This window comes from Marinomonas spartinae (assembly GCF_900089775.1).
Lineage (GTDB): Bacteria > Pseudomonadota > Gammaproteobacteria > Pseudomonadales > Marinomonadaceae > Marinomonas > Marinomonas spartinae.
On record NZ_FLOB01000003.1, the window covers coordinates 313,480 to 338,392 of the forward strand.

Below are 24,913 nucleotides of genomic sequence, written 5' to 3' on the forward strand. Positions count from 1 at the left end.
AGCAAGGACTCTTAATGAGCAGCAAACCTAGAACACCGCGAAGCCAACGATTTAACCCTGCAAGTGATGACTTCCATAAAGAAGATTTTCCATTTTACTGGTTAAATCAAGTTCATGGTCGTTACAGTGCTGCCATTGAAAAAGCATTAAAAAAAGTGAACCTTGACATCCCTAGATGGCGAATTCTATTCACCTTAAAAGAAGAAGGTACCTGTAGTATCTCGCAGATAGCAGTTCACGCGATAGCAAAGCTGCCCACCGTAACAAAAATCATTCAACGCATGAAACAAGATGGCCTTGTAGATACAAGAGCAAGAAGTGATGATGGCCGAGTCACAGAAGTATTGATCACTGAAAAAGGCATCGCTGCTGTTGAAGATATCCGCTTTGCCACCAAAGATTTATTCAAACAAAGTTTTAAAGGCATGACAGAAGCAAAAATACAAAGACTCAATAAATTACTTGAAGAGCTGTTCCACAATTTACCAGAACACTAAAACGAAAGGCTTGAACATTTTACCTATACTACGATATAACTCTTTTAAAGCCCCTTCGTCTTATTAGTAAATATCAAAAACACGTATTAGATGAAACAGTTACGAATTTACCCAGCGTCAAGTACACGCCCTTATCTTACCCTCCGGAGATTGCTCCTCATCGTCAAACACGCACAAAGGCTTATTAACGATGACTACCAAGAGCAGATGATCGAACCCAATGAGGCCAACGTTCTAGACATCACCAACCGGAAAGGCAAAGACAACTAACAGCTAGCGATAACGGACACACCATAAAAATAAAAAAACGCGCCACCTAAGTGACGCACCTTTTTATCATCCAACTTATTCAAGTACTCTAGCCATCAAGCATTTCCACTCCAAACCGCTTCAACAAATACGGCATGTCTTATGATAAGAATCGGGGGATATGACGCTAAATCTTAATCCTCAAAGAAAACATCAATCTTTGACCCGTTAAGAGGTAAATGTCTTTATATAAAGAGCTTCAACCTTATTTCGAGCCCATTCAGTTTTACGCAGAAACTTTAAACTGGACTTCACCGATGGGTCACTTTTAAAGCAATTAATATTGATACGAGTCGCTAACTCGTCCCAGCCATAATACTCAACCAGATCTGTGACAATTTTTTCCAGTTTTATACCGTGTAAAGGGTTATTAACTTGTGTTCCGACCATATCTCTTTATTCCTATCGATCAATTGGCTATTTAATAGAGAGTATACAGCAAGCAAAAAAAAGCCGCTTAAAGATAATGCGACTAAAAAGCTCCACCTAGCGAGTTCCTAGTAAAGCCAGCTTATTGGAGACACTCAAACAATCGGGGATTATGATTCCTTTTTTCTGCCGTGATGGAATGAAGTATGCCGAACCTGTGAATGAATTGGTACTTCCTAGAAGATGAAGTCGATTATCGCAATTACGCTCTAAGTGATGCAGAAAGAAAAGGCAATCAGGCGACACCACCCTGCGTATCAAGAGCACTGGCGGAGACAAAGTTTCACAGAGTGAACCGGAATACTTTATCTTCTCCCCCCAACCAGCACCCCTAACGCCCCAAAGTTATTTCCTGCGAGATTATCGCTCAACCACGGTGCGCTTACATTTTTTTGCAATCAGAAACATATTTTTTTAAATATAAATTTTTCACATCAAACAAGCGACAATAACTTCCTCACCCCTCTTCAGAAACCAATAAAGAATGAATAAAAGAATAAAAATCAAAAACTTAAAACCAAAAAACGCAATCAAAAAATATTCAGAGCACGCTATTTCTTACCCTTCCAAATAAAATAATCAACACAATATAGCTTGGCACAATACTTGAATGCATGAATATTTACTTGAACATTCAATTAAAAATATGCTTTTATAAAAATGCATTATGGCTCCCTCTCAGGCGAGTCGAATTAAAGTTCAAATAAAAATTATTGCGGATCAAACCGCCAAATGCAGCTCAAACTATCTCTAGATAGTGAGCACCGTCAAGGAGACACCCAATGCCTTACAAGCCATTAGTAACTGCATTTCTTTCATCCATTGCCCTAATGGGAGCCATCGAAGCAAGTGCTTCCACAGTCCGTCTAGATATTCAAAGCGCCTGGCCACTTACACTACCAGCCAGTGGACAAAGTGCTCAGCATTTAGCTGACAGACTCAAAGCCACCTCAAAAGACATAAGAGTAAAACTTTATTCAGCGGGAAAACTGGTTTCACCACTAGAAATCTTTGACGCAGTTCAACAAGGAACTCTGGATGCTGGCTACACATCACCACTCTACGTTGCCGGACGATTCCCTGCTCTACAACTTTTTGGCGGCGTACCATTTGGTCCATCAGCTTTAGAGTATTTGGATTGGATTTATAACGGCGGCGGCTTAAAAATATGGCGTGATATATATGCTAAACAAGGCGTTATGACCGTCCCATGTGGCTTAATGGATTCTGAAGCTGGTGGCTGGTATAACTTCGAGATCAACACTCCGAGTGATCTAAAAGGCAAAAAAATTCGATTCGCAGGACTGGCTGGTGAAGTAATGAAAAAAGCTGGCGCGTCAGTTGTACTACTTGGTAGTGGCGATATCTACCCTAATTTAGAACGTGGCGTCATAGATGGAACGGAATTTTCCATGCCTGCGATTGATGCTGCAATGGGCTTTGAAAAAGTTGCCAAATATTACTATTTACCCGGCTGGCATCAACCTGCTGCAATCAATGAGCTCATTATTAATAAGCGCAAATGGGACTCTATGAGTGCAGCCCAACAAGACCTAATTGAAGATACTTGTCGTGAAACTCAACTATGGACAATCTCTTCTACCACTATCGCCAACGCCGAAGCCATTAAGAAGTTCAAAGCCGCAGGTACCAAAATTAAATCATTCCCTCCTGCCGTTCTAGCCGCCTTCAAAAAAAGCACAGACGAAGTCATGAGTGAAGAAGCAAGCAAGGATGCAGATTTCAAACGCACCTTAGACTCACTCAATAGCTATCGTAAAAAAGTGTCTTTATGGACTGAATATAAAGGCAATTAAAGCCTAATAAAACCGAGCATCGCCCTCAGTAATGCTCGGTTTTATCTTTAACGCCTGCTCCCCATCCTCATCATACATAATCGGAGTATTTCTTGATGCGCTGCGTAAACTCCATTGTTAAAAAAATTGAAGCCTTATCTGTTGCTATCGGAAAAACGGGCTCTCTCATTTTGCCTATTCTCATCATTACCATCTTGATTAATGTGATATTACGCTATGTGTTCAATATCGGCTTGGTGGAATTAGAAGAAGTACAATGGCACCTAAATGCTATAGTAGTCATGTCCTGCTTGGCTTACACCTATCAAGTTGATGAACACATTCGCGTTGATATTTTTCATTGTAGGTTCAGCCCTAAGCGCCGAGCTTGGGTCGAGATTCTTGGCATTTTATTTTTGTTTTTCCCCTATATTATTCTCGTCTCATGGCATGCATGGGAAATGGCCAGCTATTCTTGGTCATTACGTGAAGGTTCCCCAATGCCTTCTGGCTTACCCGCTCGCTACCTTATCAAAGGCTTTATGGCCCTTGGATTAAGCCTTTTAGCACTCCAAGGTGTGGCTATTCTGCTACACAATGTGGCTTTTTTGATTCAACCCAACAGCACATCCACACCATCAACTCCAGTGAATAAAGGGACGCATCATGAGTGAGTTATTCGTTTTTCTACTGTTTTCCATCTTTATGCTCATCCTCTTTTCAGGCTTTCCAGTTGCCTTTATTTTAGGTGGTGTCGGGGTATTATTTGCCACTTTAGGCAGCATCCTTGTCTCATTTAACATCTACGACGTAGCAGAATTGCGTACCATAGGGTTTGTCGCTAACCGAACATTTTCCACTATTTCAAGCTATTCTCTCATTCCCATGTCAATGTTTATTTTTATGGGATTCATGCTTGATCGCTCCGGAATTGCTGAGCGCTTAATTGGAGCAATGCGTCGTGTCTTAGGCAAAACCCCCGGCGGATTGGCTATCGCCGTGGTCTTGATTGGCGTCGTACTGGCCGCTTCTACTGGTATTATTGGGGCATCTGTGGTTTTGCTTTCCACCATAGCTTTACCCACTATGTTTAAAGCTGGCTACGCCAAATGGATCAGCGCTGGGACCGTCGGGGCAACAGGCTGTCTGGGTATTCTTGTTCCACCTTCTATCATGCTGGTTGTGATGGGAGATCAGTTACGAATCCCTGTTGGTGACCTGTTTATGGGGGCCATCATTCCAGGGCTGTTACTCGCAACCAGTTTCGTAGTTTTTATCTTTATTTATGCCCTGCTTAAACCCGCTAATATGCCTAAACTTGTTTTAGATGAAGAGAGCAACATAAGTAAATTCGACATTATTTTAGACATATCTAAAGCATTATTTGCACCACTCCTATTAGTGTTAACCGTATTAGGGTCCATCATTGCAGGTGTTGCTTCACCTACAGAAGCGTCTGGGATTGGTGCCGCTGGAGCCACCTTTTTGGCTTGGAGCTCTGGCCGATTAAAATGGCTGGATTTACGTATCGTCTGCTATCAAACAGGTCGATCTGTCGCCTTCTTATACGCACTTATTTTTGGTGCGTCCTGCTTCTCTGTCGTCTTACGTGGTTACGGTGGCGATGAAGTAATTGAAAACGCGCTTCACGCCTTACCATTGAGTCCGGAAGGTGTGTTGTTCTGCGTTATTTTCATCATATTTCTATTAGGCTTTTTCTTAGATTGGATGGAAATCGTCTTGATCGTGGCCCCTCTGGTTATGCCAATTTTAGTAAATTTTGGCTTTAATCCGGTATGGGTCGCGATTCTAATGGCCTTGTGTCTGCAAACATCCTTCCTGACACCTCCCGTTGGTATGGCACTGTTCTACATACGAAGTGCAGCGAGCAACATCAGTATGGCTGAAATATACAAAGGCGCAATCCCTTTTGTCATGCTGCAACTATTAACGCTAACCATCGTCGCCCTTTACCCATCATTGGTTACTTGGCTGCCGAACTAAGAGATTGATATGGGCGAATACATCTTTGATGATTCGCCCTTCTGATAAGAAGAAATTCTTGAAAGATTTAGATAACTTCATGATGATGCAAACTCAGTAAAGTCCACCATCCTAATGATTATAAATAAATGAGTCATCGGGTACGAACCTCAGCGTACCCGATGACTCTATACAAAGGCTAAATGACAGTAAGACTGCTCAGTCAACCTTAATAACCACGAGACTGAATGACTTTACTGATCCAAGCGACGGCTTTTTGCTCAAAAGCAGAAAACAAAGACAGCCCTAAACGTTCACTCATGGCCTTACGCTGTTTATAAGCGATGTGAATAACATCTGCTTGCTCATAATGAGAGACGAGGTAAGCATCACTGGTCATCACTTGGTCCACCAGCCTATTATCAACCGCTTCTGAACCATACCAAGTGTCGCCAGTAGCAATTGCGTCAATATCCAACGCAGGGCGCTGTGTCGACACAAAACGTTTAAACAAATCATGGGTATCTTCTAAATCTTGTTTGAACTTTTCACGACCTTCATCTGTATTTTTACCTAGCATGGTCAGTGTACGCTTGTAACGACCTGCGGTATGTAACTCAACATCGATCATATTTTTATCTAACAAGCGATGGACGTTAGGAATTTGCGCCACAACACCAATGGAGCCTAAGATAGCAAAGGGAGCCGCTATAATCTTATCGGCCACACAAGCCATCATATAACCACCACTGGCCGCGACTTTATCCACACATACCGTCAACGGGATATTGGCTTCACGGATACGTTGCAATTGAGAGGCCGCTAAACCGTATCCATGCACTACACCACCACCACTTTCCAAGCGAACCACCACCTCATCTTCTGGGCGAGCCACACTCAAGATAGCCGTAATCTCTTCACGCATGGTCGTCACAGCAGAGGCCTTTATATCCCCATCAAAATCGAATACATAAAGACGTTTTTTTATGTTCTCTGCATCAAGTGAATGCATTTTTTTATGCGTTTTTTTCTCCTCTTTTTTCTGTTTTTTACGTGTTTTAGCTTTCTCTTTCAGTGCTTTTTTATCTAATAATTGCTGATCCAGCTCGGATTTCATCTGATCATAGCTGTCATTTAGCTTAGTGACAGAAAGGCTTCCAGAACGAGATTTACCTTTACTGTTGCTTATCATGGCCAGCACCACACCAATCGCAATCACGATACTAGCGAGTTTTAATAAAAAACCGGCATAATCTGTCAAAATTTCCAATATTCTCTTCCTCTAACGTGGTAAGTTCTTGATGATATTGGGGCAAATGGAAAAAATAGCAATATCTAGCGTAAGATTATGAGCGAATAAGCTATTATCCACTGACTAAGAATCATATATGCGACAACCGCAACTAGCACATCAAGGAGCAAAGAATGAAAGGCACTCTTTCACAAGCATTTGGTCATAACTTTCTTGGGGGGTCACCACTTTGGTATAAACAAGTCATTATTGCCTTTCTTATCCTAAACCCATTGTCACTAGCCCTGCTTGGCCCGTTTGTCACAGGCTGGCTATTGATTGTCGAATTTATCTTTACCCTTGCTATGGCGCTAAAGTGTTACCCACTTCAACCAGGAGGGCTGATTGCCATTGAGGCGGTCATACTAAATCTGACCAGCTCTGAAGGGGTCTATCATGAAGTAACAAGCAACATTGAAGTCATACTGTTATTGATGTTCATGGTAGCAGGCATCTACTTTATGAAAGATATGCTGCTGTTTATTTTCAATAAGCTCCTAGTGAAAGTTCGCTCTAAAATTGCCATTTCGTTGTTTTTTAGCCTTGCTGCGGCCTTGCTGTCCGCTTTTTTAGATGCGTTAACGGTGACCGCCGTACTGATTAGCGTCAGCATTGGGTTCTATTCGGTTTACCATAAAGTGGCCTCAGGACAACCCAGCGACAAATACGACCACACTAATGACGATACTATCTTGCCAGTCAATGCTAATGATCTAGAACAATTTCGTTCTTTTTTACGAAGCTTATTGATGCATGGCGCCATCGGTACCGCTTTAGGTGGCGTTGCTACGTTAGTGGGGGAGCCACAAAACTTATTGATCGCCAAAGTCGCTGGTTGGGATTTTATTGAATTCTTCCTGCGCATTGCCCCTGTTTCTATCCCTGTATTGATCATGGGGCTACTTACTGTCGTCGTATTAGAAAAGATGTCTTGGTTCGGCTATGGTGCTACGTTACCTGAGAACGTGCGCAATATTTTGCAAAACTTCGAAGAGGAAGAGTCCAAAAAAAGCACCCCAAAACACAAAGCCCAGATCGCCATACAAGGGATCGTTGCCGTGCTATTAATCTTCTCTCTTGCTTTTCACGTTGCAGAAGTAGGGTTGGTCGGCTTAATGGTCATCGTCTTACTAACAGCATTTAATGGCATCACAGAAGAGCACCGTATTGGCCATGCCTTTGAAGAAGCCCTGCCCTTCACGGCGCTATTGGTTGTGTTTTTTACCATTGTTTCTGTTATTCACTCCCAACATCTTTTTCAGCCAATCATCGATGTGGTTTTGCATATGCCAACCCACTCTCAACCACTCATGTTTTTTATCGCGAATGGCCTTTTATCAGCGATCAGTGATAACGTTTTCGTTGCAACGGTTTACATCACAGAAGTCAAAGCCGCTTTGCAGTCTGGCATGATCAGTCTTGAGCACTTTAATACTCTTGCTGTCGCCATTAATACAGGCACAAACTTACCCAGTGTGGCTACGCCAAATGGTCAAGCCGCTTTTCTATTCTTGCTAACTTCTGCTATTGCTCCACTGCTACGCCTTTCTTATGGAAAAATGGTATGGATGGCCTTGCCTTACACGGTTGTTTTAAGTGTGACAGGAGGGCTATGCGTAACTTACTTACTGTAAAAGAACACGAGAACAACTGATTTAACCAAAAATCCCTCTGTTACTACAACAGAGGGATTAGGGGAATAAAATAGAATAGAACGGCTAATGCTCTATACGCCACAAGGCTTGACCGGACTTTTTCTCTATCAAATCCAAACGCTCCTCATGCATTTTCAACTCGTTTTCATTCGCTCGAATGACTTTTAACACTGGACGATCAGAACTGAGTCGATAGATGGTGCCACCCGTATCATCGTTTCTTTTAGAATCCTGCTCCGAACTGCTGCTTAATCCCAAACTGGTTTGCCCACCCGTCATTAATAGGTAGACATCCCCTAAGATCTCAGAGTCTAACAAAGCCCCGTGTAATTCACGATGCGAGTTATCAATACCATAACGCTTACACAAAGCATCAAGGCTATTTTTCTGGCCTGGGTGTTTTTTACGTGCGTATACTAAGCTATCAAAAACATCACAAACGTCTGCAATTTTAGAATAACCACCGAGCAGAGAGAACTCATGATCGATAAAACCAATATCAAACGGCGCGTTGTGAATGATTAATTCTGCCCCTTTGATAAAATCAAAAAACGCTTGCGCAATATCACGAAATCTCGGTTTATCAGCCAAAAACTCATTACTGATACCGTGAACTTTAAACGCCTCTTCTTCTACTTCGCGATCTGGGTTGATGTAAACATGAAAGTGATTATTGGTCAGTTTGCGATCTACCATTTCGACGCAACCGATTTCAATAATGCGATGCCCCTGCTTAGGGTCAATGCCTGTTGTTTCTGTATCCAGAATGACTTGTCTCATGATTTCGCTCTCAACTCTTCAATACCCTGATTTGCTAATTGGTCCGCAATTTCGTTACCTTCAATGCCAGCGTGACCTTTTACCCATTTCCAAGTTACGTCATGAAACTGACACTGCTCATCTAAGGCTTGCCATAGATCTTTATTTTTCACTGGCTGTTTTGAGGCCGTTTTCCAGCCTTTACGTTTCCAACCAGCCAACCACTCAGTAATGCCCTTTTGTACATATGATGAGTCAGTATAAAGCGTGACTTGGCATTTTTCTTTAAGCGCTTTTAGCCCTTCAATGGCCCCCATTAACTCCATACGATTATTGGTCGTATCACGCTCTCCGCCACAAAGACGTTTTTCATGCTGACCAAAGGTGAGCCAAGCGCCCCAACCACCAATACCTGGGTTGCCTTTACAAGCTCCATCAGTATATAAAATAACGTTTTTCACTCTTTCATTCCTTTTGTTGTCGGCTTAGTAAAGGGTGGCACATGCACCCTTGCCGTTTTCCAACGAGGCTTTAATGGTATATAGCGCGGCGACAGCTTGGTAGCCGTCATAATGTAAACCCCACCAAATGGAAGCTTTAACGGCTTTAGCAAAGACCGGATCCAAGCAAAGCGCCGACGCCAACGGCTGTTATGAAATGGCGGCTCAAAAGACACAAAGCGCTTATTGTCTAATGACAACCCTGCGACTTTTAGCCAATCCTCTAAACGCCGATGATTAATAAACTGAGCATTCCAAGGTGCGCCCGCACGCTTTGAGAAAAAACGCCGCAGCCCCCACAAACTCCATGGATTAAAACCCACTATGATTAATTTACCGCTTGGCAATAAGGTTCTTGCCGCTTCACGAAGATCATCATGAGGCATTACAGACAAATCGAGCGTATGATGCATCACATGCACATCAATTCCATCCGATTCAAAAGGTAGTTCATTCGATTTAGCGACAACAGTATTTTTAGGTGCTCCGAGCTCAAGCTCCGGTGCAATCAGCATCGTTTCACGCAAACGATGACTTTCAAGGGTGATCTTTTGAACTGGAGATTGAATCACCAAATAATAACCAACTGCATGGTCGATTTCTTTTTCTACCTCGGTTACTTCAATATGACGAAGATGCTGCCCAAGATCGCTTTCATACCAAGCTTGAAACAATTGTCTTGATTGCTCATCCAACATACAATGAAATCTCTAATTAATTTTGGCGTTATATTCAGCAAAACATGGAGACACATAAGCATCCATGTGCCAATGCCCATAACACGAAATAAGGATAGGGTGACAATGACACTGATTCCACTTCACGCTTTTAGTGACAATTATATCTGGATAATCAAAGAGAAAGATAGTTCACAAGTTTGGGCTGTCGATCCAGGTGATGCCAATGTTGTCTTACGATACTGTCAACAAGAAGCCTTAACCCTATGTGGCATTCTCATTACCCATCACCATCACGATCACACTGGCGGAGTTGCTGAATTAAAATCTCATTTCGAGTGCGACGTATTCGGCCCAGAACACCTCAAACAGCTTGTTACCCATCCTGTTTATGAAGGCGATAGTGTTTCCATTTTCTCTCGCCAGTTTACTGTTATAGAGACGCCTGGACATACTTTGGATCATCTGTGCTATTTTTCCAGCTCTGATACCCCTATCCTTTTGTGCGGCGACACCCTTTTTCGAGGAGGTTGTGGACGAATCATGGAAGGCACACCAGAGCAAATGCTTGCCGCGATGAATAAATTGGCCAAATTACCAGACAATACACTCGTCTATTGTACCCACGAATATACCCTAGCAAACTACCGTTTTGCGGAACACCTTGATCCAAACAACCTTATACTGCAAAAAACAAAAAAAAATTGTGAAGAAAAAAGAGGAAATAACCAAGTCACTTTACCCAGTGAAATGGGCCTCGAAAAAGCGACCAATCCGTTTCTAAGGACTGATTCTACTCACATTATTGAGCGTGCAGCACTACAACTTGGTGAAGCAATAGCACAAGATCCAGCGTCTGCATTTGGTCAAGTGAGGCGGGCAAAGGACACTTATGGTTGATTTAAAATACCACATCTTTAAAATGTTGCGACTTTTAATCAATTTGTGATAGCTATGAGTAAAAATTTTTTTTGGGTTTTGTTGATAAGCCTAGTACTAACAGGTTGCCAAACAGCCTCAAATCTCCAGAATGGCAACAGCAAAACAGATCTTGAAGCTGACGCAGATGCCACACCAGCCGACGTCAACAAAATCGGCTTTATCGATACGGTTCCACCTGTTTCGCCTGATGACAACGACTCGTCATCAGATCAAACAGCCAACACCCCAAAACATAAGCCAAGCAAACCTCAACCCCCAAAAAATCTTTGGACCAGAATTCGTAACGGCTTTGAGCTTAACCTAAATGTTAATAAACCTAGGCTTTCCTCTCAATTACGCTGGTTTAGCTCTCACCCTGGCTATCTTAATCGTGTTTCCAAACGTGGTGAGCGCTACTTATACTATATTGTGACTCAACTACAAAAAGCTCACATCCCAACAGAAATCGCGCTTTTACCGATTGTTGAAAGTGGCTTTGATCCCTTTGGCTACAGCCATGGCCAAGCCTCTGGACCTTGGCAATTTATCCCTTCAACTGGACGTATGTACGGTTTAGACCAAGACTGGTGGTATGATGGACGACGCGACATCATCGACTCTACCCATGCTGCCATTGCCTATCTCACTCGTCTAGAAAAAATGTTTAATGGCAATTGGTTATTGGCATTAGCGGCCTATAACTCAGGTGAAGGGACGGTCTTAAACGCAATACATAAAAACAGAAGGGAAGGCAAACCAACCGATTTCTGGGCCTTGGATTTACCAAAAGAAACCCGTGCTTATGTGCCTAAGCTACTTGCTCTGGCCAAAATTATCAAAGATCCAGCCAAGTACCATTACAAGCCAGTTTTTATTCCAAACAAACCCTATTTTGAAAGCGTCAATATTGGTGGGCAGCTTGACCTTGCACAAGCCGCTAAAATGGCTGATATCAGTATTGACGAGGTATATTTGCTAAACCCTGCGTTCAATCAGTGGGCGACCGCACCAGATGGCCCTCATAGACTGTTGATACCCGTTAAAAAAGCGGCCCTATTTCGCGCCAATCTAGCTAAGATTCCGCAGAAAGATCGAGTGACATGGGTTCGCTATCGCGTGGAAGCAGGCGATAATTTGCGGGCCATTGCTAAGAGTCACAACACAACAGTCAATGTCATAGAAGACGTCAATAAAATGTCCTCCACATTGATTCGTGTCGGCCAAGAGCTGATGATTCCTGTGGCGGGCAATAAGATCAGCAGTTACACACTCAGCTCACATCAGCGGTTACTAGCAAAACAAGACAGAGCACCAGGTCGTAATCGCATCAAAATCAACTATACCGTTCAACCAGGCGATAGTTTGTGGGCGATATCCAATAAATACGATACCAACTCAACAACTCTGGCTCGTTGGAACAATATGGGATTAGCGGATCCATTACGTCCAGGGAAAAAACTAGTCATCTGGCTTGAACCAAAACGACAAGCCAACAGTAGCAATCGCAGCATCATTAAGAAGGTCGTCTATACGATTCGTTCAGGCGATTCTTTAGCGATGGTCGCCAATAAATTTAGAGTTACCTTAAATGAAATCAGAAAGTGGAACCCAGAAGTCGGCAAACAAAAATATGTTCAGCCTGGCGACAAAGTGACATTGCTGGTCAATGTTGTTGGTGGCTAAGCCACTCTTTTATCATAAAAAAGGCTGATTTAATCAGCCTTTTTTTATGATAACTATGTACATATATTTATTCATATCGACAAAGGTAAGCCGTAGTTTGCTTCACCTGAACAGAAAAAGCCTGATTCGCTTCTACAATAAAACTCTCGCCTTTCGAAAAAGTCTTCCAATCGTTTTCTCTTGGCAATTTTACCGTCAGCTCACCTGATACTACAGTCATATACTCTTTTTTACTGGTAGCAAACTCATAGTCTCCCACCATCATAGCACCGACAGTGGACACCCCCTCTTGGTTTTCCAAGGCAATGGACTTCACCTGATCCTCGAAGTAACTATTTACGGTTAGACCTTTACTCATGCTTACAACCACTCCATTCAACGAATAACAACAATGAAAAACTCACTAATTACCAACCATCTCTTCAATGATCCATTCTTTAAAAGCCAACATAGCGGGTGTCACACTACGCCGCTTTTCATACACTAAATAGAAAGAGCGCGCGGTCACCAAAGGCTGATCAAATAATACCTTAAGCGTACCAGCTTCAATCTCAGGCATGACCAACTCCACATTTGATAAAGAGATACCCAATCCCTGAGCCGCTGCACCAGCCGTCAAAGATCCACTCGAAAACATCAAACCACGACGAAATACTTTCGGGTCTAAGCCATTTTGCTTAAGCCAATCATGCCATTCATCTTTACGCTTCGTCACATGTAATAAAGGGTAAAAGCGCATATCCTCAGGAGTGTTGATCGGTTTATCAGCACGAATCAGTTTAGGGTTACAGACTGGCGATAATTTAGCAGGGGTTAGGAAGTGAGATTCCACATCATCCCAATCACCATAACCAAAATACACCGCCATATCGATATCGCCAGCTGAGAAATCAATCAACCCCGTCGATGAACTAATTTCAATCTCTATATCTGGGTACTGTGATTGGAAACGTTCCATCCGTGGCATCAACCATCGGGTTAAAAACGCAGGCGCCACCGCTAAACGAAGCGAGCCAACCCGCTGCGAGCTTTTAAGCTCTGCCGTGGCACTTTCTAATTGCTCAAATATGCGTTTAATCGGCTTAAGATACGCTTCACCGGCGTCGGTTAAAATCACTTTTCGCTTTGTTCGACGAAACAATTCAACCCCAAGAAACCCTTCTAATCCTTTAATTTGATGGCTAATCGCAGAAGGCGTAACGGATAATTCTTTAGCCGCTTTATTGAAACTGCCATGGCGCGCAGCTGATTCAAAACACTTCAATGAGTTTAGTGGCGGTAAACGATTAATAGGCTAATCTCCAATAGTTTCTTAGTTAACAAATAGCTGGTATTAGGTTAATCTGTCAACAAATCAACCCACCAGACAGCCGTTTGGCAACAAAAGCCGATCATAATAACGCCAACAGAAGGCCATTTTTAAGACTCTTCGTCATCTGAGGTCGTTTGTTGCGTTGAAAAACGCTTGGGAGGCAATTTGAATGCCTCAAAGCCATCTTGGGTATTATCATGAAACTTACCCTTGGTTGGAGCCGCCTTACGAGGAGCCTTCTTCACCGCTTTTAGTTTCTTCGCTGGGGCTTTTTTCGCCTCTTTTTTAATGGGCTTTTCTGGCTTAAGACCTTTAAATTTGGCTTCTAAGCCCTCTATAACATCCACATTAAACTGGCGCTGCAAAAAGCGTTCAATTGCTTTGAAGTTAAGCCAATCCTTGGGCCCTACTAAAGAGTAAGCATCTCCCTTAAAACCCGCTCGCCCTGTCCGTCCCGTACGATGGACAAACTCTTCCGCTTGCTTTGGCAAATCAAAATTAAACACATGGGAGACACTGGCAATATCCAAACCACGAGACGCCAAATCCGTACTAACCAGCACGCTAAACTTCCCTTTTGAAAAGCTTTCCATCACCTTATTTCGAGCACTTTGTGATAAATTGCCATTTAAAGCACGCGTAGTTAACCCCCACCCTTCGATCATTTCTGCCAAACGAACGGTATCACTTTTTGTTGCAGTAAAGACAATAGCCTGCTTAATTGTCTGGGTGGTTAATAGGTGCTTTAACATATCTTGTTTATGATCGAGGTGATCACACAAATAAACATGCTGTTCAATGTCTTTATGTTCATCATAACCCTGACCGATGGCCACTCGTGAAGGCTCTTTCAATAGCTCCGCAGCAATAGTATTAACGTCAGTATTATCCAGTGTGGCCGAAAAAAACAAGGTTTGTCTTAATCTATGATTCGCTGCAGCGTTAATCGCGCGCATCGCGTCCGCGAACCCCAGATCCAACATACGATCCGCTTCGTCCAATATTAGCAGCTCCAGCCCTTCTAAAAATACATGGCGATGCTTAATGTGATCCGCTAAACGACCTGGAGTCGCAACCACAAAATGCGGATCTTTTTGCAGCGATTTGTGCTGATCGTTAAAATTTTCACCGCCCTGAATCAAGATGGACGAAAAACTCGTTCCCGCTAACAACAAGCGCAACTGACTATAGACCTGTTTTGCAAGCTCCCGCGTTGGCACTAACACGACCACTCGCGGATCCCTCTTTGATAGCGCCCGTGTTTTATAAACACGATGCAACGCTGGCAACAAGTAGGCCAGCGTTTTTCCTGAACCGGTTTTCGAGGAAGCCAGCAAATCCCGCCCGACCATCGCCTCAGGCATGGCACGAGCCTGTATTTCCGTTGCTTCTTCAAAGCCCATATGCGCAATGGACTTCATAATACGATTATCAAAACCAAATTCTTTAAATAACAAGTAACCTTCCTCTTTAAGACATGACATACATGTGTTTGACACACGTTAGTTTTGCGCATTATACCTCAGCCAAGTACCAGCACACACGGAGATTCTTTACTCATCACAGTTTAATGAGGCTTCATCTATTAATAAGTAAGATTTACCTGCACTCACCAACCCTAGCCCTTCACCTTGCTCGTTCGAGACAGGCTCCAGATACTTTGTCAGATCATAAAATACATTACGATGCAGCATCGCTTTCATTCCGTAACGCATAGATAGATAAGGCCTTTCTTCTGAACTTGTATTTTGACTAGCGCCTTTCTTTTGAGCCGTATTTGATGGGGCCGGGGCCATCCAGATGTCACAATCAACACCTAACTGCACCACATCATGGGTAAGAGACGTAAACTCTATAATATGCCCCTGTTCACTCTCACACCACTCACTTTCAAGAAAGCGCCACTGGGTAATAAGAAATGGGGCATCTTCCACCTGTATTCGCACTTTCTCACTGGGGGTCACCAAAAAGTACTCGTTATTTTCAAACCACAAGATACGAGAAAAAAGGGTTACCATCTTTTCCCGCTTGATTTTACTACCTTCATGAATCCAATCGCCATTGGCCTTAATGATCAGATCCATATCGCCACAAAATGGTGGTGACCATAAATGCACTGGTGGCAAGGCAGATGTCTGCCATTCCGAAATTTTCGACACATCCAGCATAGCGACTCCTTTTTCGGCAAAAACAATATGCATCTTCCACATTTATTGAGTAGATTAATCCACCTCAACTAGTCTTTAATTTTATTCATCTACAAGCTGTTATCTTGAAAGTGGTTCACTGTTAGGATACCTCTATCGATGCAACCCTACAAAAAAGTGCCCAACAAAATGCACTTTAAAAACTTAATATAGAATAAGAGAAGAGTGTGGCACTATGAAAACACAATTAGCAACCAAATTTGCAGACCCTAGCCGAGGTGTTTATTTTATTGGTACCACGCCACCTAAATCTTCTGTTAATAATGAACAGCTTGCACAAATCAGCCAAAAGTTACTAGAACGTCTCAACGGTATCGATATCGATGGATTGATTGTCTACGATATTCAAGATGAAAGCAGCCGGATTGATAAACCTCGTCCTTTCCCCTATTTGGAAACCCATGATCCACGGGCATGGTCAAAACGCTTAAAAGAGGCCTCCGGCTCACCTGTTATCACTTACAAATCGGTCTCATCACGCTCTTGTGAAGAGTTTTCTGATTGGCTACAAGAAGCATGGGATGAATTTGATATTAGAGACATCGTCTTAGTTGGCTCACCATCGTCTGAAAGCAACATCAAACTACCACTTTCTGAAGCCTACTTGGCCTTACAACACGCTCCCCAAGCCTTTAACCTTGGCGGCGTGACCATTGCTGAGCGCCACGCAAAAAAGAAAGACGAACACATCCGCTTGATGAACAAATCTAAAGCAGGCTGTGAGTTCTTTATTTCTCAAGCCGTATATAACCCGCAAGCCACAGCAGATCTTATCAGCCAATATGCCCAAATCTGTAAGGAACAAGGGGTCGCCCCAAAGCGCATTATTCTTACTTTTACCCCATGTGGCAGCGCAAAGACCTTGGAATTTATGGAATGGCTAGGCATTTCCGTGCCTGTGGCAACGAAAAACCGAATACTGAATTCAGACGCTCCCTTGGCAGAATCCATCAAGATTTGCCGCAGCGCTTTAGAGCAAATTATCGAAACAGCTTTACCAGATGGCGTCCCACTGGGGCTCAACATTGAAAGCTTAACCAATCGTAAGGAAGAGATTGATGCCTCTATTCATCTTTACAAGCTACTCAAAGCGACTCTCGATTTGAAATTGGCAGAAAAAGAGTTTGCCGATGAATAAAACACATCCGCTCAATGGGCTACCTGTCCTATTGAGCGGATGTCATTGCAACGCTTATGACACATTAACCAACCAAATCCAATTGACGAATTACCTTGTTAACCTTGCTCATGACACGATCTATCGGTAATTGTGCCATCGCATCCTCACGATGAACCGTCGTTGCCCAAGGTAGCATTTCCACAGGCTTGCCCTTTTCCTCTTCGACCAATTCACGATAAACGCTCACAACGTTCTCTTGATCATTATAAGGTCCTGTTCGCATTGGGTTTGATAAAGCAAACAAGGCAATAACAGGTGTATTCACCACAGTGGCCATATGCGCAGGACCAGTATCGGGACTAATCACCAATTCGGCACGCTGAATCACATCAAACAACGAGGTAATACTCGTCTGTCCCACGAGATTCAACACATCAAGCCCTTCGCTTACCGCCCGACAAACCTGCATTTCACGCTCACTCGGCCCACCTGTCACCACCACATCGATGTGGTTTTCTAACAACGAAGCGATTAAGGTTCGATAACCTTCCAACATCCAATCTTTTGTCACTTTTGAACCACATGGATTCACCACCACATAACGCTTAGGTAAATCAAGACCACTGGGCGGGATGTCCACATGCCATGCAGGCGCTTGCTCAGGCACATCAATAGCGCGGGCAAGAGACATCAAAGCATCCAACACATGCTTGCCACTTGGCTCAGGGGCTAACTCATTCACAAACCAATGCTGCTTTTCTCTTGAATGAGATCGAGCGAAACCAATACGACGCTTTGCTTTTAATACACGTGTTAACAGACTGGCACGCAATGACCATTGCATATGAAGTAAGACATCAAACTCTTGCACCTTTAACGCCCTTCCTAACGCAAACATCCCCTTGAAACCAGATTTTTTGTCATAGACACGGACATCGATATTAGGAATAAGACGAGCCAGCTGAGCTTCGGCAGGCCCTGTTATCCAAGTAATGGAGGCTTGGGGATAACGTTTTTGAATCGCGCTGACCACCGACATCGCATGACACACATCCCCCAAAGCGGATAATCGAACGATAGCGATACGTTGAATGCTTTCTTGTGTCATCTTGTCCTCAAAGGCTGTTTAAAATCGGCGAGTATTATAGAATAGCCTGCTTTGAATGTGTCGAAAATAATCCGTAAAAAGAAAACGACACACTACTGTCTCGCACCAGCACCATTAATGCGAACAATAAACGTCTTAATCCGTATCATTTTCAAGCGAGAGTTATGCCTGATACACACATTATTGATGCTCATACCGTATTGTTAACCAGCGATACGTCCTTACCAATAGACACCAACTGGTTCACACCAGACTATTGGAAAAAACAAGGTGCACTCGCTGGCACAGCCCAAGGGCGCGGTGCCGTCTGGTTTATTCTAAGCAACTACGGCCACTTTGTTATGCGGCGCTACCGTCGTGGTGGCTTAGTCGCAAAATTTAACAAGTCTTATTTTCTCTTTTCAGGTCTCAAAAATACACGTCCTTGGTTAGAGCTCAGCTTATTAGAAACCATGCAAGACATGGGATTGCCTATACCAAGACCCATCGGTGGTATCTATAGTGTTAAAAAGGGTTACTACAAAGCCACCCTAATTACGGAAACCATAAATTGCGCACGGGATCTTTTTGACATACTGAAAGATGGGTTTAGCAGTGAAATAGATTGGCATGACATTGGCCGGGTAATCAGGCAATTTCACGACCATGGCATTCATCATTCCGATCTCAATTGCCATAACATTATGATCGACGATAACAAAAAAGTATGGCTGATCGATTTTGATAAATGCGATCAACGACCTATTAATGAAGAGTGGCCACAAAAGAATCTAGATCGCCTCAAGCGCTCTATCAACAAAGAATCAAAAAAACATACCCACTTTACCGTCTCTGACGAACAGTGGCACGACTTACTGGAGGGATATCGTGGCTGATAAAAGCACGAAAGACTTAACATTGAAGCAATTATTAGCACCCAAATATTGGTTCACTTGGATCGTCATGGGCGTCACCTATTTAATCAGCTTTTTACCCTGGCAAGCCAAACAGACCCTTGGAAAATATCTTGGCTTACTAGTATACAAACTAGCAAAAAAGCGTCGTCATATCTGCGATGTAAACTTTAAAATTTGCTACCCAGAAATGAACGCGCAAGAACGTGAGAGCCTTACCAAAGCGCACTTTATTAGTGCTGGTAAAGGCTTATTAGAAACCTTCGACGCCTGGTATCAACCTGCTTCAAAATTATTACCAAGAGTCGAGTTTGACTCTCAAGATGTAGTGGATAAAGCCCTAGAAGCTGGCAGGGGATGTATTTTAATCAGTGGCCATTTTTCGCCATTGGATTTATGTGGCACCTTAATCGCCAGCCACTTAGATCTTCACCCCATTTATAAGCGCCAAAATAGCCCTGTTTTTAACTGGGTAATGGAACATCAACGTAAAAAGGTCTATAGCAAAACCATAGAGCGCTCAGATATGCGCGAAGTTCTCAAATCACTTAAACAAAATAAACCCGTCTGGTACGCGGTTGACCAAGACTATGGCCGCAAACATTCGGTATTTGCTCCCTTCTTTGGGCGTAAATGCGCGACCATTTCCCATATTGGACGCATTGCGAAAATGACTAAAGCCCCAGTGTTGTTGTTGGATTATGGGCGTACTAAGACGGGTTATACTTATCGATTTAGCGAAGTACCGGATTATCCAACGGATGACGATGTTATCAACGCCACCATCATTAACCAACTGATGGAAAAAGCCATTGAGAACAAAAAAGAGCAATACTTATGGTCTCACCGCCGCTTTAAAACACCGGTTAATCAAGGTGACCCATCACCATACGATACCATGTAGTCAAATTTATCTATTTAAAACAACAAACGCCTTACAGGGAAGCCCATAAGGCGTTTATTTATGAAGGGAACACACTAGCCGTTAAGCCACATAATTCGCCATTTCATGACGCAGCTCGGCCATCAAGCCAAGAGAGGCTAATCGTTTCTCACCATCATAAATAGGAAACGAGATAATCAACTCATCAATCTCCGTTTTTTCAATAAAACTACTGAGTTGATGCGCGACTGAGGCTTTCGTCCCCACCACAGCAAATTGCAACGCATGAGACACCATATGACTTTCGCTGGGAGACCAAATCGTATCCATCGATTCAACCGGAGCAGGAAAAGCACGGTTTCCACCACGGCGTAAATTAACAAATTGTTGCTGAGCAGAAGTGAACAGGTAATTCGCTTCTTCTTGTGTATCGGCCAACACCGCCATAATGCCTGCCATTGTATAGGGCTTATCCCCCTCTTTTTTGGCTTTAAAGTGACGTCGATACACCGTCAAAGCTTGCATCAATTGATCCGGAGCAAAATGAGAAGCAAAGGAATACGGCAAACCAAACTCGGCAGCCACTTGCGCACTATACAAACTTGACCCTAGTAGCCAAAGTGGCACATTCGTGTGCCGCCCCGGCACGGCAACAATACCTTTATCAAAAGGCCCGTCCCCTAACAAACGCTCTAACTCTTGCACATCCTGCGGGTAGTCATCAACAGAGGCCTGCATATTACGACGTAATGCTCGCGCAGTGAGCATATCTGTTCCAGGGGCTCGACCTAACCCCAAATCAATTCGATTTGGATACAGCTCCGCCAAGGTACCAAACTGCTCGGCCACAACCAATGGCGCGTGATTCGGCAACATAATGCCACCAGCTCCCAACCGAATGGTGGAGGTACCCGCGCCGATATGAGATAGCAAAACAGCAGGGGAAGAGCTTCCAACACCAGACATCCCATGATGTTCTGCCAGCCAGTAACGCTGATAACCGTGAGTTTCTGCCCTTTGGGCCATTGCTAAGCTCAAAGAGAAGGATTCTGAAATGGATTTGCCTTGCCCTATCGGTGACAAATCAAGTATAGAAAAAGGTATCATAATATATATCCGTTTAATCTTTATACATATTAAATTGGGGACGATTACCAATAGACAAGTCTACGAGTTTGCAGAAAAAGTGTAAGTTCGAAATATTTCGATATGTAAGAATAATATCAAACAAAGAACCACTTATATCCAAGAAGGCGTTTCCAACAAAGTAAATGGGCCCAAAGCCGTTAAGCCATGAGCCCATATCTACACGCTAGCGATATCAGTTTTGATCTATCGAAACATTAGCGGTTTTCTAGTCGATTGTAATCCAGAATACCACTGGCCCGAGGCCGCTCTTCTTTATTCAGCTCGGCAATTTCATCGCTCACCGTCCAGAAGGCGGGATTAGTACGACGAATCCCATATTGATTCACTAACTGGGTGAAATCCTCTCGCGTTTGCAAGGCTGAAATTCTATGGACCCAGTCCGGTATATCACTCTCTTCTACCTGCATCAGAAGGTTTGGGTAATCACCAATGACGCCTTTCGTCACTGTGACTGTATCTTCAGAAGGTAAACGCGTTGCCGATTCATTTAACAGACTTGAAATATTGCTATGTGCTTGGTTTAAAATCAAGGTTAGCAATTCTTTAGGCTTACCATGCTGCGTCACCAGCACTAATGCGGTGTTCGGCAAATACTGCAAGCCTTTGCCTTGTAATGTTTGCAGTCCTTTCAGTAACGCAATGTCATGCGCAGACAAATGGGTTTGATCCAAATCGTAAGCATGATTAAGCACCTTAGACAGACGCCCTTTCAATTTATTAAACAATTCCGCCTCGTGATGAGACGTCGTATAATGAACTTGTGACTGAGCACTGATCTTAAAGTAATCACTAAAAATATAATCCTTAATTGTCTGGTTCGCACCACGATACCAATAATGGCGTAGAGTCGAACGCTCATCTCTTGGCAAGAACATCAAAAAATTCATCTCACCTTCTATACGCAAGAAATCCATGTATAAGCGAGTATTTAATTGATGACCAACATTTCCGTAAACATCAAAACCAGCCACCAGTAAGTAATGAATACGTTCTAATAAGGGGTAATCAATCACCCAAGCCGTTTTAGGGTCTTGCCCAACTAGACCCTTAACCACACTAGCATTGTCAAAATGTCGGAAAATCGTTAAAGCCGCATTCTCATTGTGGCCCTCACCATTCCAGATTAAGCTCAGATTGAGTGGAATTTTATTACCTAAATTGTTATCAATCAGCTTCGCTTTGGCAGACAAATACTCTTTTTGTTGCTGGGAAAAACGCACCCATGAAGATAAAGGTAACGCATTGCTACTGCTTTCTGCAGGCAGATCCAAATGCTGCACTTGCGTCTCTAGAAACTTCGCTATTTCTTGATTAATACCTTTTTCAGGATTCACAAAAAATACCCAAAAATGATCATTAATCACATTCACAGCAACCTGCCCATGGCAAACAGGCCCTTTGATAAACGACATAATAGTGTCTTGAGCGTGGTCAAGCATAAAGCGATAACGCCCGCCAACTGGTAACTGTGCGAAGGCTCTGAAAGGATTCGTCGCGACTTCAGGTGAATAGCCTGGATCTTTTGTCACCTTATAATCCTGCGAATAAAAATCAGACTGCCAGCGTTTATAGACCGTTTCGCTCAGCTCAAAAGGGATATGATTTTTTTGAACCTTCACTTCTGGATCTCGCCATAGACGATAATACACACGCTTTACACCAGGATCATCATAAGGGCGACGCGTCGCAATACGATCAATAGGCTCACCTGGCGGCGTTTTTGATCGCACTAGCCTAAAGCGAATATCACTCTTTTTATCTAAGTACAAGCTGTACAAAAATATATGTTCGTAAATATAGCGATCTACCAAACGTTCTTTTAGCGTATTGCCATTTAGTCGACTTTCCCACAAGGTCACACGCTGTTCAATCTCCTTAGGAAGGGGCTTGGCCGCTGGCATTTTTGCACCTGACGCAAGCCAACGCACCAAAATATTAAACTCGTTATCTGTTAAAGCAGGAAGGCCATATGGCATCCCCCACTTTGGAAAGTCATGTTCGAAGGAGGAGTACTTCTCTATGGTAGGGCATTGTTGATTACGATAAATGGAAAAGTCATAGTCATCGGATAAAACCGCTTGGGTAAAATTCCCCTGTTTTTTTCGTAAAGCAATGGCACGATACACTAAACTACCTTCTAAATTGGCCGCAGGCGACTGTCTACGCTCATTTAAAACGGGGTAAAAACCTTTGTCACGCCACTGCTGAGTCGTTTGTGCATCAATAAAAAGTCGTGTGGGTGTTGCGGCCAGCAGACGCGTTCCATCGTACACTAACTCTTTTGAACCGCCTCGCTCAATCCCCTCAGGGGCAGTAAATTTTAATTGGCAAGGAGCATCATAACAGGCATGACAAGTGACGCAGCGATGATCCAAAATGGGACGAACCTGATCATTATAAAATTCTGCATCCGCTTCTGAGACCGACTGATCTTCACGATTTGCGACTTTTTCCACACCAAAGCTACTATCTAATTGTTGGCTGGCAAATAACGCACAACCGGAAAAAAGCAAAACACAAAGAACAACGACCAACGCCCTTGGCATAAACACAGTCCTAATAAAGTTAATGAGTCAGAAAATTTGTATCGCTAAATACGGACTCAAATATAAAAAAAAGAAAATAGCATGAAGACAAAAAAAACGCCCATAAAATGGGCGTTTTCTTACAATTTGTAACCCTTATTCTTCTACAAGCAAACCATCATCTTCGTATTCATCAGCAAGCTCATAAGCATCATCACCCATATCATCATTGGCCATGATAAGAGCCTCTTCGTAAGCGCCTCCGAACTCAATACGCGTAATGTCGTAAAGATCGTATTCAAAAGTGTCGTCAAACCAACGGGCATCCGATCCTATTTCTTCAAGCTCATAGGTCACGGCATCCGCTTTGACAACACGACCAATTTCACAACTGTCAGGCTCGACCTCTTCACGGTGCAAGGTCACAAGGCCATATTCTTCGCTGATATCAATTAATAGAACGGCTAAATCATCTAAATCGACTTCTGGATCTTCAACCTCTTCCTCACGAAGTGCCAAAACCCGCTTTTGAAAATCATTAAAAGGAGCTGGATGAACAAAATCACTAATGTCTTCTAAGAATAAAATTTGATAGCCATTTAGATGAACACCATCATCCACTAATTGGAGTAGCACCATCTCCTCATTGGCATCCACAACAAAGCCGTCCGTCCAATTATCAGGACCGTCCAAATCCTCACGAAAAATGCGGACAACATTATTTCGGGCACGGGCTTTTTCCAATTCGATGAGCATATCGGCTCCCTTAATGCGTAAAAAGAATAAACAGGCGCTAGTGTAAACCCAGCCAGTGTATCGAACAACTACTGCAGCACATCATACCAATTTTCTAATAAATCCATAAAATCTTCTAGTCCGCATTCCGATTGAACACCATCGGAAGACGTTTGGTAAAAACTCTCTTGCGTATCAAACATAGCTTTAATTTCTTCAGCGGCTGAGTCCCAATCAACTTGACGAGAGACAGATACTCCCTCTTCGTTGATCAACACATCAAAAGGGCCATACTTCATTTTGGTAGTTTCTTTTTCAGATTCCGCCAATGTAGTGGCCATTAACACACGTTGAATGTCTTCTTTGCCCGTTAAATACAATGCCACCCACTCAGCAATGGCAGCAAATTCATAATCTGTATAAATACGATAGGAATTTTCATCCTGATCAAAGGCAATATTATAATCCATAGCCTTAAACC

At 43.1% G+C, this 24,913-nt stretch carries 24 protein-coding genes; 10 read left to right on the forward strand and 14 right to left on the reverse strand.

Annotation, left to right across the window (positions count from 1 at the left end):
• Window positions 1-14 precede the first annotated feature (14 nt).
• On the forward strand, window positions 15-497 hold the full coding sequence (locus MSP8886_RS09235) for a MarR family winged helix-turn-helix transcriptional regulator (protein WP_067015386.1): 483 nt from the start codon (window positions 15-17) through the stop codon (window positions 495-497).
• A gap of 477 nt (window positions 498-974) precedes the next feature.
• On the opposite strand, the gene MSP8886_RS09240 is transcribed toward MSP8886_RS09235, so the two are convergent.
• Window positions 975-1,196 (reverse strand): VF530 family protein, encoded by a 222-nt coding sequence (locus MSP8886_RS09240; RefSeq protein ID WP_067015389.1) that lies wholly within the window; start codon window positions 1,194-1,196, stop codon window positions 975-977.
• 821 nt (window positions 1,197-2,017) lie between these two features.
• Between MSP8886_RS09240 and MSP8886_RS09245 the strand changes: the two genes are divergently transcribed.
• The 3 genes from MSP8886_RS09245 to MSP8886_RS09255 all read left to right on the forward strand — a co-directional run bounded on the left by MSP8886_RS09245 (window position 2,018) and on the right by MSP8886_RS09255 (window position 5,035).
• Entirely contained in the window at window positions 2,018-3,052 is a 1,035-nt protein-coding gene (locus tag MSP8886_RS09245; protein WP_067015392.1) for a TRAP transporter substrate-binding protein, read from the forward strand.
• A gap of 95 nt (window positions 3,053-3,147) precedes the next feature.
• Window positions 3,148-3,705 carry a TRAP transporter small permease subunit gene (locus tag MSP8886_RS09250; protein WP_067015395.1) on the forward strand — a complete coding sequence of 186 codons (558 nt, stop codon included), beginning with the start codon at window positions 3,148-3,150 and terminating at the stop codon, window positions 3,703-3,705.
• Entirely contained in the window at window positions 3,698-5,035 is a 1,338-nt protein-coding gene (locus MSP8886_RS09255; protein ID WP_067015398.1) for a TRAP transporter large permease, read from the forward strand. The genes MSP8886_RS09250 and MSP8886_RS09255 overlap by 8 nt, the downstream gene beginning before the upstream one ends.
• Before the next feature lie 208 nt (window positions 5,036-5,243).
• Here the strand turns inward: MSP8886_RS09255 and sohB are convergent, their stop codons facing one another.
• The gene (gene sohB / locus MSP8886_RS09260; RefSeq protein WP_067015401.1) at window positions 5,244-6,284 is read right to left on the reverse strand and encodes a protease SohB; all 1,041 of its coding nucleotides are present in this window, start codon (window positions 6,282-6,284) and stop codon (window positions 5,244-5,246) included.
• 155 nt (window positions 6,285-6,439) lie between these two features.
• Between sohB and nhaB the strand changes: the two genes are divergently transcribed.
• Window positions 6,440-7,939: a sodium/proton antiporter NhaB gene (gene nhaB / locus MSP8886_RS09265; RefSeq protein WP_067015404.1), complete on the forward strand. Its 1,500-nt coding sequence runs from the start codon at window positions 6,440-6,442 to the stop codon at window positions 7,937-7,939.
• 84 nt (window positions 7,940-8,023) lie between these two features.
• On the opposite strand, the gene dnaQ is transcribed toward nhaB, so the two are convergent.
• From dnaQ to MSP8886_RS09280, 3 genes are read right to left on the reverse strand one after another with little or no spacing between them, the layout of a single operon-like run.
• Window positions 8,024-8,740 (reverse strand): DNA polymerase III subunit epsilon, encoded by a 717-nt coding sequence (dnaQ, locus tag MSP8886_RS09270; protein ID WP_067015407.1) that lies wholly within the window; start codon window positions 8,738-8,740, stop codon window positions 8,024-8,026.
• On the reverse strand, window positions 8,737-9,180 hold the full coding sequence (gene rnhA, locus MSP8886_RS09275; RefSeq protein WP_067015410.1) for a ribonuclease HI: 444 nt from the start codon (window positions 9,178-9,180) through the stop codon (window positions 8,737-8,739). Before rnhA ends, dnaQ begins: the two co-directional genes overlap by 4 nt.
• On the reverse strand, window positions 9,177-9,917 hold the full coding sequence (locus MSP8886_RS09280) for a class I SAM-dependent methyltransferase (RefSeq protein ID WP_067015413.1): 741 nt from the start codon (window positions 9,915-9,917) through the stop codon (window positions 9,177-9,179). Before MSP8886_RS09280 ends, rnhA begins: the two co-directional genes overlap by 4 nt.
• A 105-nt stretch (window positions 9,918-10,022) precedes the next feature.
• Between MSP8886_RS09280 and gloB the strand changes: the two genes are divergently transcribed.
• Entirely contained in the window at window positions 10,023-10,796 is a 774-nt protein-coding gene (gene gloB / locus MSP8886_RS09285; RefSeq protein ID WP_067015416.1) for a hydroxyacylglutathione hydrolase, read from the forward strand.
• Window positions 10,797-10,850: 54 nt separating this feature from the next.
• On the forward strand, window positions 10,851-12,500 hold the full coding sequence (locus tag MSP8886_RS09290; protein WP_067015419.1) for a lytic transglycosylase: 1,650 nt from the start codon (window positions 10,851-10,853) through the stop codon (window positions 12,498-12,500).
• Window positions 12,501-12,567: 67 nt separating this feature from the next.
• Here MSP8886_RS09290 and ppnP read toward each other — a convergent pair whose 3' ends face one another.
• From ppnP to MSP8886_RS09310, 4 genes are all read right to left on the reverse strand, one after another.
• Complete coding sequence (gene ppnP, locus MSP8886_RS09295; RefSeq protein ID WP_067015422.1) at window positions 12,568-12,858, reverse strand: pyrimidine/purine nucleoside phosphorylase; 291 nt, start codon at window positions 12,856-12,858, stop codon at window positions 12,568-12,570.
• Between the two features lie 45 nt (window positions 12,859-12,903).
• A complete protein-coding gene (gene gcvA / locus MSP8886_RS09300) occupies window positions 12,904-13,791 on the reverse strand; it encodes a transcriptional regulator GcvA (protein WP_067015426.1) in 888 nt (295 codons plus the stop codon).
• Window positions 13,792-13,919: 128 nt separating this feature from the next.
• Window positions 13,920-15,269 carry a DEAD/DEAH box helicase gene (locus MSP8886_RS09305; RefSeq protein WP_067015429.1) on the reverse strand — a complete coding sequence of 450 codons (1,350 nt, stop codon included), beginning with the start codon at window positions 15,267-15,269 and terminating at the stop codon, window positions 13,920-13,922.
• 96 nt (window positions 15,270-15,365) lie between these two features.
• Complete coding sequence (locus MSP8886_RS09310; protein ID WP_139063121.1) at window positions 15,366-15,980, reverse strand: DUF1285 domain-containing protein; 615 nt, start codon at window positions 15,978-15,980, stop codon at window positions 15,366-15,368.
• A gap of 214 nt (window positions 15,981-16,194) precedes the next feature.
• Here MSP8886_RS09310 and MSP8886_RS09315 point away from each other — a divergent pair, with 214 nt between their 5' ends.
• Window positions 16,195-17,157 (forward strand): methylenetetrahydrofolate reductase, encoded by a 963-nt coding sequence (locus MSP8886_RS09315; protein WP_067015435.1) that lies wholly within the window; start codon window positions 16,195-16,197, stop codon window positions 17,155-17,157.
• A gap of 64 nt (window positions 17,158-17,221) precedes the next feature.
• Here MSP8886_RS09315 and MSP8886_RS09320 read toward each other — a convergent pair whose 3' ends face one another.
• Window positions 17,222-18,247, reverse strand: coding sequence for a glycosyltransferase family 9 protein (locus tag MSP8886_RS09320; protein ID WP_067015437.1), 1,026 nt, complete (start codon window positions 18,245-18,247; stop codon window positions 17,222-17,224).
• Window positions 18,248-18,411: 164 nt separating this feature from the next.
• Between MSP8886_RS09320 and MSP8886_RS09325 the strand changes: the two genes are divergently transcribed.
• Window positions 18,412-19,122: a 3-deoxy-D-manno-octulosonic acid kinase gene (locus MSP8886_RS09325; RefSeq protein ID WP_067015440.1), complete on the forward strand. Its 711-nt coding sequence runs from the start codon at window positions 18,412-18,414 to the stop codon at window positions 19,120-19,122.
• Window positions 19,115-20,044 (forward strand): lysophospholipid acyltransferase family protein, encoded by a 930-nt coding sequence (locus tag MSP8886_RS09330; protein ID WP_067015443.1) that lies wholly within the window; start codon window positions 19,115-19,117, stop codon window positions 20,042-20,044. Before MSP8886_RS09325 ends, MSP8886_RS09330 begins: the two co-directional genes overlap by 8 nt.
• 81 nt (window positions 20,045-20,125) lie before the next feature.
• Here MSP8886_RS09330 and MSP8886_RS09335 read toward each other — a convergent pair whose 3' ends face one another.
• The 4 genes from MSP8886_RS09335 to MSP8886_RS09355 form a co-directional block, all read right to left on the reverse strand.
• Window positions 20,126-21,130: an LLM class flavin-dependent oxidoreductase gene (locus tag MSP8886_RS09335; RefSeq protein ID WP_067015446.1), complete on the reverse strand. Its 1,005-nt coding sequence runs from the start codon at window positions 21,128-21,130 to the stop codon at window positions 20,126-20,128.
• Window positions 21,131-21,366: 236 nt separating this feature from the next.
• Window positions 21,367-23,718 carry a fatty acid cis/trans isomerase gene (locus tag MSP8886_RS09345; protein ID WP_067015452.1) on the reverse strand — a complete coding sequence of 784 codons (2,352 nt, stop codon included), beginning with the start codon at window positions 23,716-23,718 and terminating at the stop codon, window positions 21,367-21,369.
• Window positions 23,719-23,853: 135 nt separating this feature from the next.
• On the reverse strand, window positions 23,854-24,453 hold the full coding sequence (locus MSP8886_RS09350; protein WP_067015455.1) for a hypothetical protein: 600 nt from the start codon (window positions 24,451-24,453) through the stop codon (window positions 23,854-23,856).
• A gap of 68 nt (window positions 24,454-24,521) precedes the next feature.
• Entirely contained in the window at window positions 24,522-24,902 is a 381-nt protein-coding gene (locus tag MSP8886_RS09355) for a YacL family protein (RefSeq protein ID WP_067015458.1), read from the reverse strand.
• Window positions 24,903-24,913 lie beyond the last annotated feature (11 nt).

Coding starts and splice junctions, on each gene's coding strand:
- MSP8886_RS09235 (WP_067015386.1), top strand. CDS start 15: ATGAGCAGCAAACCTAGAACACCGCGAAGCCAACGATTTAACCCTGCA.
- MSP8886_RS09240 (WP_067015389.1), bottom strand. CDS start 1,196: ATGGTCGGAACACAAGTTAATAACCCTTTACACGGTATAAAACTGGAA.
- MSP8886_RS09245 (WP_067015392.1), top strand. CDS start 2,018: ATGCCTTACAAGCCATTAGTAACTGCATTTCTTTCATCCATTGCCCTA.
- MSP8886_RS09250 (WP_067015395.1), top strand. CDS start 3,148: ATGCGCTGCGTAAACTCCATTGTTAAAAAAATTGAAGCCTTATCTGTT.
- MSP8886_RS09255 (WP_067015398.1), top strand. CDS start 3,698: ATGAGTGAGTTATTCGTTTTTCTACTGTTTTCCATCTTTATGCTCATC.
- nhaB (WP_067015404.1), top strand. CDS start 6,440: ATGAAAGGCACTCTTTCACAAGCATTTGGTCATAACTTTCTTGGGGGG.
- dnaQ (WP_067015407.1), bottom strand. CDS start 8,740: ATGAGACAAGTCATTCTGGATACAGAAACAACAGGCATTGACCCTAAG.
- MSP8886_RS09280 (WP_067015413.1), bottom strand. CDS start 9,917: ATGTTGGATGAGCAATCAAGACAATTGTTTCAAGCTTGGTATGAAAGC.
- gloB (WP_067015416.1), top strand. CDS start 10,023: ATGACACTGATTCCACTTCACGCTTTTAGTGACAATTATATCTGGATA.
- MSP8886_RS09290 (WP_067015419.1), top strand. CDS start 10,851: ATGAGTAAAAATTTTTTTTGGGTTTTGTTGATAAGCCTAGTACTAACA.
- ppnP (WP_067015422.1), bottom strand. CDS start 12,858: ATGAGTAAAGGTCTAACCGTAAATAGTTACTTCGAGGATCAGGTGAAG.
- MSP8886_RS09310 (WP_139063121.1), bottom strand. CDS start 15,980: ATGCTGGATGTGTCGAAAATTTCGGAATGGCAGACATCTGCCTTGCCA.
- MSP8886_RS09315 (WP_067015435.1), top strand. CDS start 16,195: ATGAAAACACAATTAGCAACCAAATTTGCAGACCCTAGCCGAGGTGTT.
- MSP8886_RS09320 (WP_067015437.1), bottom strand. CDS start 18,247: ATGACACAAGAAAGCATTCAACGTATCGCTATCGTTCGATTATCCGCT.
- MSP8886_RS09325 (WP_067015440.1), top strand. CDS start 18,412: ATGCCTGATACACACATTATTGATGCTCATACCGTATTGTTAACCAGC.
- MSP8886_RS09335 (WP_067015446.1), bottom strand. CDS start 21,130: ATGATACCTTTTTCTATACTTGATTTGTCACCGATAGGGCAAGGCAAA.
- MSP8886_RS09345 (WP_067015452.1), bottom strand. CDS start 23,718: ATGCCAAGGGCGTTGGTCGTTGTTCTTTGTGTTTTGCTTTTTTCCGGT.
- MSP8886_RS09350 (WP_067015455.1), bottom strand. CDS start 24,453: ATGCTCATCGAATTGGAAAAAGCCCGTGCCCGAAATAATGTTGTCCGC.
- MSP8886_RS09355 (WP_067015458.1), bottom strand. CDS start 24,902: ATGGATTATAATATTGCCTTTGATCAGGATGAAAATTCCTATCGTATT.